Annotated in this window: 1 protein-coding gene; it reads right to left on the minus strand. The window is 63.3% G+C overall.

The window, feature by feature from the left end:
- A partial coding sequence (locus tag FCS21_RS16565) for an OprD family outer membrane porin (protein ID WP_138624542.1) occupies window positions 1–414 on the minus strand: 414 nt, incomplete at both ends.

Genomic DNA, 414 nt, shown 5'->3' on the forward strand with positions numbered 1-414 from the left:
GCTGACGCGATGGCCGCCAAGGCGGTAGCCGAACAGCGCCGAGAGGTTGCGGTTATCCACGTTGCCCGCCTTGGCACTGCCATCCTCGCGGCTGAAAAAACTGCGCAGGTCGCTGGTGAGCACGCCATCGCCCAGCGGCAGGTTGTGCAACAGCGCCAGGGTGTCCTGCTGGTAGAGGTCGGCGACCTGGGAGTGATAGACGCGCAGGCTGAGGTCTTTGTTGACCTGATAGTCCCCGCCCACATACGCCAGGTGCGACGTGGTGGCGGTGGCGTTGAAACGCCGGTTGGGCGAGGCGATGGTCATGGCCTGGTAGTAGGTGGAGTCGCGCTTGTTGATGCGGTCGATGTAGCCGGTGTTGAAGGTCAGGCCCTCGATGTCCTTGGAGCTCAAGGTGGTGCCGCGAAAGGTTTG

The sequence above is a fragment of the Colwellia ponticola genome (genome assembly GCF_005885605.1).
In the GTDB taxonomy this organism is placed as follows: Bacteria; Pseudomonadota; Gammaproteobacteria; order Enterobacterales; family Alteromonadaceae; genus Colwellia; species Colwellia ponticola.